The sequence below is a fragment of the Kitasatospora sp. NPDC004799 genome (genome assembly GCF_040609095.1).
GTDB lineage: Bacteria > Actinomycetota > Actinomycetes > Streptomycetales > Streptomycetaceae > Kitasatospora.
Genome location: NZ_JBEXJK010000060.1, coordinates 21381 through 28545, shown reverse-complemented (window position 1 = coordinate 28545; position 7165 = coordinate 21381). Strand labels below are relative to the sequence as shown.

Genomic DNA, 7165 nt, shown 5'->3' with positions numbered 1-7165 from the left:
CAGAAGAAGGCCCCGGCCGCCGAGCCCGCCCCGGCCACCGTGCCGGCCGGCGCCGCGCTCGCGGCGGAGGCCCCGGCCGCGCCCGCCCCCGCCGCCGAGCCGCGCCCGCAGGGTGCCCGCCCGGCCGCGGGCCAGGCCGCCCGGGCCGACGGAGCCCCGAACGGCCGTCCGGTGCCCGCCCAGGGCAAGCGGCCGGACCAGGCCGCGCCCGCCGCGCGGTTCCGCGCCGAGGCCCCGGTGGAGGAGCCCGGCGTGTACGAGGCCGCCGACCCCTTCGCCCCGGTCGCCGACCCGTTCGGCACCTCCGTCCCCGACGCCGGCACCCAGAACGGCCTCCCCCAGCGCAACCGCGGGCAGCAGAACGGGCAGCCGCAGAACCGCCGGCCGCGCGACGGCCGCCCAGGCGGCCCGCAGCAGCCCGGCCCGCAGAACGGCTTCCAGCCGAACGGCCGCCCGGCGCCCGCACCGCACCCGCAGACCGGGCCGGCCGCCGAGCCGAACCCGGAGGACACCTCGGTCGACGGCTTCGCGCCGATCCGCGACACCACCCCGCCGCCCGCCGCGATACCCGGCCTGCCCCGCGACGGCGCCCCGCACGGCGCCGACGGCCGTCCGCAGCCGGGCCTGTTCGCCTCGGCCCCGACCGGCACCGACCCGTTCGCCACCCAGCGCCCGACGGGCCCCGGCCAGGACGTCCCCGCCGCCCCGGCGGGCCCCGGCGCCCTCTTCCCGGGCGCGCCCGGCGCCGCCCCCCAGCCCGGCGGCGCACCGCTGCCCGGCGGCGACGCGGAGGCCACCACGGTCACCCCGCTGCCGGCCCCGGCCCCCGGCCCCCGGCCCGAGGGCGCCGAGGCCGCCAAGGGAGCCAAGGGCCCCAAGGGCGGCAAGGGAGCCGCCGAGGCCGCCCCCGCTCCGGCCCCCGCCAAGGCGAAGGCCGAGCCCGCCGCCCCCGCCAAGGCCAAGCGCGGCGGAGCCGGCAAGAAGCTGGTCAAGCTGGGCGTCTACGGCATCGGCGCGGTGCTCTTCCTCGGCGCCGCCGCGTACGGCACCGGCCTGATGCTCAACCAGTCCGACGTCCCCAAGGGCACCGTGGTGCTCGGCGCCGAGATCGGCGGCAGCAGCCGCGACCAGGCGATCCACCAGCTGGACGAGTCGGTCGGCAAGGCCGGTCAGCAGCCGCTCAAGCTGAAGATCGGCGACCAGAGCGTGGACCTCGACCCGGCGGTCGCCGGGCTGAGCTTCGACACCACCGCCACCGTGGACGGCCTGGCCCAGCACAGCTACAACCCGGTCGACGTCATCAAGTCGCTCCAGGGCGGCACCAAGGCCGTCGCGCCGGAGGTCAAGGTCGACCGGGCGAAGCTCAGGGCCGCCCTCGACACCCTCGCGGCCGGCTCCGGCCAGGGCCTCCAGGAGGGCTACGTCAAGTTCGGCGACGTCAACGGCGAGCCGATCGTGGTGCCCGGCCGGGCCGGCCAGGCGGTGGACTCGGCGAGCGCCCTGGACGTGATCGCGCAGGCCTACCGCGACCGCGCCGACGGCAAGCCCGACCAGCCGATCGCCCTCGCCGTCACGGCCGCCCAGCCGAAGATCTCCACCCAGGCCCTCCAGGCCGCCGCCGACAGCCTCGGCAAGCAGGTGGCCTCCGGCAAGGTGCACGTCGTCGCCGGTACCAAGTCCTGGGACTTCGGCCCGAAGACCGCCGCCAAGGTGCTCACCCTCGTCCCGGACGCCTCCGGCAAGATCGTGCCCAAGTGGGACCTCGACGCGCTCTCCGGCCAGCTGGGCAACGTGTTCGACAAGGTGAAGGTCAAGAAGAACGGCCAGCTCGTCGCGATCACCCCGCAGGACGTCGCGGACGGCATCACCTCGGTGTTCGACAAGACCGGCGACAAGGACCGCACCTTCAAGTTCGCGGTCTGACGGACGGTTCGTCGTCCGACGAACCCGCGCTTCCGAGGGGTGGGCCCGCATCCGGGCCCGCCCCTCGACAACGCCCCCTCCCGGTCAGCAAGATGTGACGCCACACCATCCGCCACATCCACCCGGGGAGCACGCCGATGCGCCGCCGCCTCCAGCACCACGGGACGGCCCTGCTCGCCGGTCTCACCGCCCTCACGCTCTCGCTCGCGCTCTGCTCCTGCACCACCGGCAAGGACGGCTCCGGCGCCGACGCGCTGCCGTCCGCCCCCGCCTCGCCCAAGCTCACCTCGGTCGACATCAACCCGCACGACCGGGCCCAGCTGCGCCAGGGCGGCACCCTGAACCTGGCGATCTCCCAGTTCTCCCGCCAGTGGTCGCCGATCCACACCGACGGCAGCGAGTCCTCGACCATCGCGGTCAGCAAGCCGCTGCTGCCGACCTTCTTCCGCTCGGACGCGGCCGGCACCCAGACCCCCAACCCGGCCTACCTCCAGGAGGCGCACGCCGACGTCAGGGACGGCCGGCAGGTGGTCACCTGGACGCTCAACCCGAAGGCCCACTGGTCCGACGGCACCCCGATCACCTGGCGCGACATCGAGGCCAACTGGCGCGCCCTGAACGGGAAGGACCCGGCCTACAAGTCCTCCAGCAGCACCGGCTTCGAGCTGGTCTCCGCGGTCGAGCGCGGCAAGGACGACTTCCAGGCCGTGATGACCTTCGACCACCCGTTCTCCGAGTGGCAGTCGATGTTCAACAGCGCCGGCAACGCCCCGCTGCTGCCCGCCGCCCGGATATCCACCCCGGAGCTGTTCAACAGCTCCTACCTGGACGCCATCCCGGTCACCGCCGGCCCGTTCAAGGTCGAGCAGCTGGACCGCGCCGCGCAGACCGTCACGCTGGTCGCCGACCCCTCCTGGTGGGGCGACAAGCCGGTGCTGGACCGGATCGTCTTCCACGCGATGCTGCCCGACGCGATGCCCGCCGCCTTCACCAAGGGGCAGCTCGACCTCGTCAACATCGGCCCGGACGTGGCCGGTTACCAGGCCGTCAAGAGCACCAGGGGCGCCGTGGTGCGCCGGGCCGGCGGGCCGGACTTCCGCCAGTTCACCCTGAACGCCCGCACCCCCGCGCTCAGCGACGCGACCGTGCGCCAGGCCGTCTTCCAGGCGATCAACCGGGACGCGGTGATCCGCGCCGACCTCAGCGGCCTGGACTGGCCGGCCGTCCCGCTCAACAACCACCTACTGGTCACCAACCAGAGCGGCTACCGCGACAACTCCCTGGGCCTGGCCCGCTACGACCCCGCCGAGGCCGCCCGCAAGCTGGACGCGGCCGGCTGGAAGCTGGACGGCGACGTGCGGCGGAAGGAGGGGCGCGAGCTGAACCTGCGGATGGTCGTCCCGGCCGGTGTCACCCCGGCCCAGACCGAGGCCGCCAACACCACCAGGATGCTCAAGGACGTCGGCATCAAGGTCACCACGGTGACCGCCCCCGCCAACGAGTTCTTCGACCGGTACGTCAACCGCAACGACTTCGACATCGCCGCCTACTCGCTGCTCGGCACCCCCTTCCCGGCCAGCGGCAACCGCGCCAACTTCGTCCAGAGCGGCGGCACCAACCACGTCGGCGCGGGCAGCCCGGCGGTGGACGCCGCGCTCGACCGGGCCGCCGCCGCACCCGACGCGGCCACCGCCTCCGAGGCGATCAACCAGGCCGACGGCGAGCTCTGGAAGGTGGCCGGCGTCCTGCCGCTCTACCAGCGCCCGCAGCTGTTCGGGGCCCGCGCCGAGCTCGCCAACATCGGCGCGCAGGGCCTGTCCGACATCGTCTGGGAGAACGTCGGCTTCGTGAAGTAGCCCGGGCCGGGCGGGCCTCAGCCGTGCAGCGTCTCGCGCCAGTAGTGGCAGGCGCTGCGGCGGCCCGTCAGCTCCGAACCGTACTCGCCGGTCACCGGTGCCAGCGGCGGGAGTTCGGTCCGGCAGCGGTCCTGCGCGCGGTCGCAGCGGGGGTGGAAGGCGCAGCCCTCCGGGAGGCTCAGCAGGCTCGGCGGCAGGCCGCCGATCGCGTGCAGGTTCCGGCCCTTCTGGTCCAGCCGGGGGATCGAGTCCAGCAGGCCCCGGGTGTACGGGTGCGCGGGCCGGGCGTACAGCTCCCGCACCGGCGCCGTCTCCACGATCCGGCCCGCGTACATCACCGCGATCTTGTCCGCGACGTCCGCGACCACACCCAGGTCGTGGGTGATCAGGATCAGCCCCATGTTGTACTCGGCCTGCAGATCCGCGAGCAGGTCCATCACCTGGGCCTGCACCGTGACGTCCAGGGCCGTGGTCGGCTCGTCCGCGATGATCAGGTCCGGCTCCAGGGCCAGCGCCATCGCGATCATGATCCGCTGGCGCATCCCGCCGGAGAACTGGTGCGGGTAGTCGTTCACCCGCTCCTTGGCCGCCGGGATCCGCACCCGCTCCATCAGCTCGACGGCCTTCGCCTTCGCCTCCTTGCGGGAGACGCCCCGGTGCGCCCGGAACATCTCCCCCAGCTGGTAGCCCACGCTGAGCACCGGGTTCAGCGCGGACAGCGCGTCCTGGAAGATCATCGCGATGTGCCCGCCCCGGATGGACCGCCGGGCGCCCTCACTCATGGTCAGCAGGTCCTCGCCGCGGAACAGGATCCGCCCCGAGGTGATCCGCCCCGGCGGCATGTCCAGGATGCCCATGACCGCCTGCGCCGTCACCGACTTGCCCGAGCCGGACTCCCCCAGCACCGCCAGCGTCTCCCCGGCCGCCACGGAGTAGCTCACCCCGTTGACGGCCCTGGCGACGCCGTCCCGGGTGTGGAACTCCACGTGCAGGTCGTCGACCTCCAGCAACGGCGTCCCGGGCTCCACGCTCCCCCGGCCGCCGCCGATCAGCTCCACCGCGTCCATCAGAGCAGCCTCCTCGGCACCACGGCGTCCACCACCGGGCGCAGAGCAACTATCAAGGAGCGGACCGCACTTGGCGAGCCTGCGGCAGATCTCTTTTCCGTCACGGGAAAGGGCGCGCCCCCGCCTGCGGGGACGCGCCCTGGTAGAGGGCCCCGGCTCAGCCCGGGCCCTCCCCCGGCTCCGTGCCACGCTCCGCGCCACGCTCCGCCGCGAAGTGACACGCCGAGTCGTGCCGCGCCGCCTCGGCCAGCCAGGACGGCTCGATCAGCAGCGGCTCCTCGACCTCGCACCGCTGCTGCGCCTTCCAGCAGCGGGTGCGGAAGCGGCAGCCGGACGGCGGGTTGGCCGGCGAGGGCACGTCGCCGACGAGCACGATCCGGTCCCGGCTCTCCCGCGCCGTCGGGTCCGGCACCGGCACCGCCGAGAGCAGCGCCTGGGTGTACGGGTGCGTCGCATGGTCGTAGATCTCCGCGTCGCTGCCGATCTCGACCAGCTTCCCCAGGTACATCACCCCGACCCGGTCCGAGATGTGCCGGACGATCGAGAGGTCGTGCGCGATGAACATGTACGACAGGTTGAAGTCGCTCTGCAGCTGCTCCAGCAGGTTGATCACCTGCGCCTGCACCGAGACGTCCAGCGCCGAGACCGGCTCGTCGCAGATGATGATCTCCGGCTTGAGCGCCAACCCCCGGGCGATGCCGATGCGTTGGCGCTGGCCGCCGGAGAACTGGTGCGGGTACCGGTTGATGTACTCCGGGTTGAGCCCGACCACGTCCAGCAGGTCCTGGACGGCCTTGCGGCGGTCCCCCTTAGGCGCCACCTCCGGGTGGATCTGGAAGGGCTCGCCGATGATGTCGCCCACCGTCATGCGTGGGTTGAGCGAGGTGTACGGGTCCTGGAACACCATCTGGATGTTCCGCCGGACGGCCTTCAGGCCCGCGCCGGAGAGCCGGGAGATCTCCTCCCCCTTGTAGCGGACCGATCCCCCGGTGGCCGGCTCCAGGTTCATCAGCACCTTGGCCAGCGTGGACTTCCCGCAGCCGGACTCGCCGACGATGCCGAGCGTCTCGCCCTGCATCAGGTCGAAGCTGACCCCGTCGACCGCCTTCACCGCGCCGACCTGCCGCTTGAGCAGGACACCCGTGGTCAGCGGGAAGTGCTTGACCAGGTCCCGGACTTCGAGGATCGGCTCGCCGCGCGGCACCTCCTGCGCGAAGACGACCTCCTCCGGCACCGCCGCGCCCAGCGCGCTGGCCCCGTCAACGGTCATGGAGGGTCTCCTTCCAGAAGAAGCAGGCGCTGCCGCGCCCCTCCAACGGCGTCCCGTCCTCCTCGGTGACCGGGAACAGCTCCGGCACCTCGGCCCGGCAGACGTCCTGGGCCCGCGGGCAGCGGGGGTTGAAGGCGCAGCCCGCGGGGATGCGCAGCAGGTTGGGCGGCAGGCCCTTGATGGCGTAGAGCTCCTGGCCCTTCTGGTCCAGCCGGGGGATCGAGTCCAGCAGGCCCCGGGTGTACGGGTGCGCGGGCCGGGCGTACAGCTCGTGCACCGGCGCCGTCTCCACGATCCGGCCCGCGTACATCACCGCGATCTTGTCCGCGACGTCCGCCACGACGCCGAGGTCGTGGGTGATCAGGATCAGGCCCATGTTGTACTCGGCCTGGAGCTCGGCCAGCAGGTCCATCACCTGGGCCTGCACCGTGACGTCCAGGGCCGTGGTCGGCTCGTCCGCGATGATCAGGTCCGGTTCCAGGGCCAGCGCCATCGCGATCATGATGCGCTGGCGCATGCCCCCGGAGAACTGGTGCGGGTAGTCGTTCACCCGCTCCTTGGCCGCCGGGATGCGTACCCGGTCCATCAGCTCGACGGCCTTCTCACCGGCCTCCTTGCGGGAGACGCCCCGGTGCGCCCGGAACATCTCCCCCAGCTGGTAGCCCACGCTGAGCACCGGGTTCAGCGCGGACAGCGCGTCCTGGAAGATCATCGCGATCTTCCGGCCGCGGATCCGCCGCCGCTCCTCCTTGCTCATCCTGAGCATGTCCTGGCCCCGGTAGAGGATCTCGCCGCGCGGGATCCGGGCCGGCGGCATGTCCAGGATGCCCATGATCGCCTGCGCCGTCACCGACTTGCCCGAGCCGGACTCCCCCAGCACCGCCAGCGTCTCCCCGGCCGCCACGGAGTAGCTCACCCCGTTGACGGCCCTGGCGACGCCGTCCCGGGTGACGAACTCGACGTGCAGGTCCCGGACGTCGAGCAGCGGCCCCTGGTACGGCGCCTCCCGCTCGCGCCCGGTGGTGTCCACCGCTGTACTCACGATGCGC

Annotated in this window: 5 protein-coding genes; 2 read left to right on the top strand and 3 right to left on the bottom strand. The window is 73.1% G+C overall.

Annotation, left to right across the window (positions count from 1 at the left end; all coding sequences use genetic code 11):
- Nucleotides 1–1923 (top strand): hypothetical protein (locus tag ABZW03_RS11070; protein WP_355254894.1); only part of this gene is annotated, 1923 nt, incomplete at its 5' end.
- Between the two features lie 137 nt (nucleotides 1924–2060).
- Complete coding sequence (locus ABZW03_RS11065) at nucleotides 2061–3779, top strand: ABC transporter family substrate-binding protein (protein WP_355254892.1); 1719 nt, start codon at nucleotides 2061–2063, stop codon at nucleotides 3777–3779.
- A 17-nt stretch (nucleotides 3780–3796) separates the two neighbouring features.
- On the opposite strand, the gene ABZW03_RS11060 is transcribed toward ABZW03_RS11065, so the two are convergent.
- The 3 genes from ABZW03_RS11060 to ABZW03_RS11050 all read right to left on the bottom strand — a co-directional run bounded on the left by ABZW03_RS11060 (nucleotide 3797) and on the right by ABZW03_RS11050 (nucleotide 7158).
- Nucleotides 3797–4846 (bottom strand): ABC transporter ATP-binding protein, encoded by a 1050-nt coding sequence (locus tag ABZW03_RS11060; protein ID WP_355254890.1) that lies wholly within the window; start codon nucleotides 4844–4846, stop codon nucleotides 3797–3799.
- A 157-nt stretch (nucleotides 4847–5003) separates the two neighbouring features.
- Complete coding sequence (locus ABZW03_RS11055; RefSeq protein ID WP_355254888.1) at nucleotides 5004–6116, bottom strand: dipeptide ABC transporter ATP-binding protein; 1113 nt, start codon at nucleotides 6114–6116, stop codon at nucleotides 5004–5006.
- The gene (locus tag ABZW03_RS11050; protein WP_355254886.1) at nucleotides 6106–7158 is read right to left on the bottom strand and encodes an ABC transporter ATP-binding protein; all 1053 of its coding nucleotides are present in this window, start codon (nucleotides 7156–7158) and stop codon (nucleotides 6106–6108) included. Before ABZW03_RS11050 ends, ABZW03_RS11055 begins: the two co-directional genes overlap by 11 nt.
- Nucleotides 7159–7165 lie beyond the last annotated feature (7 nt).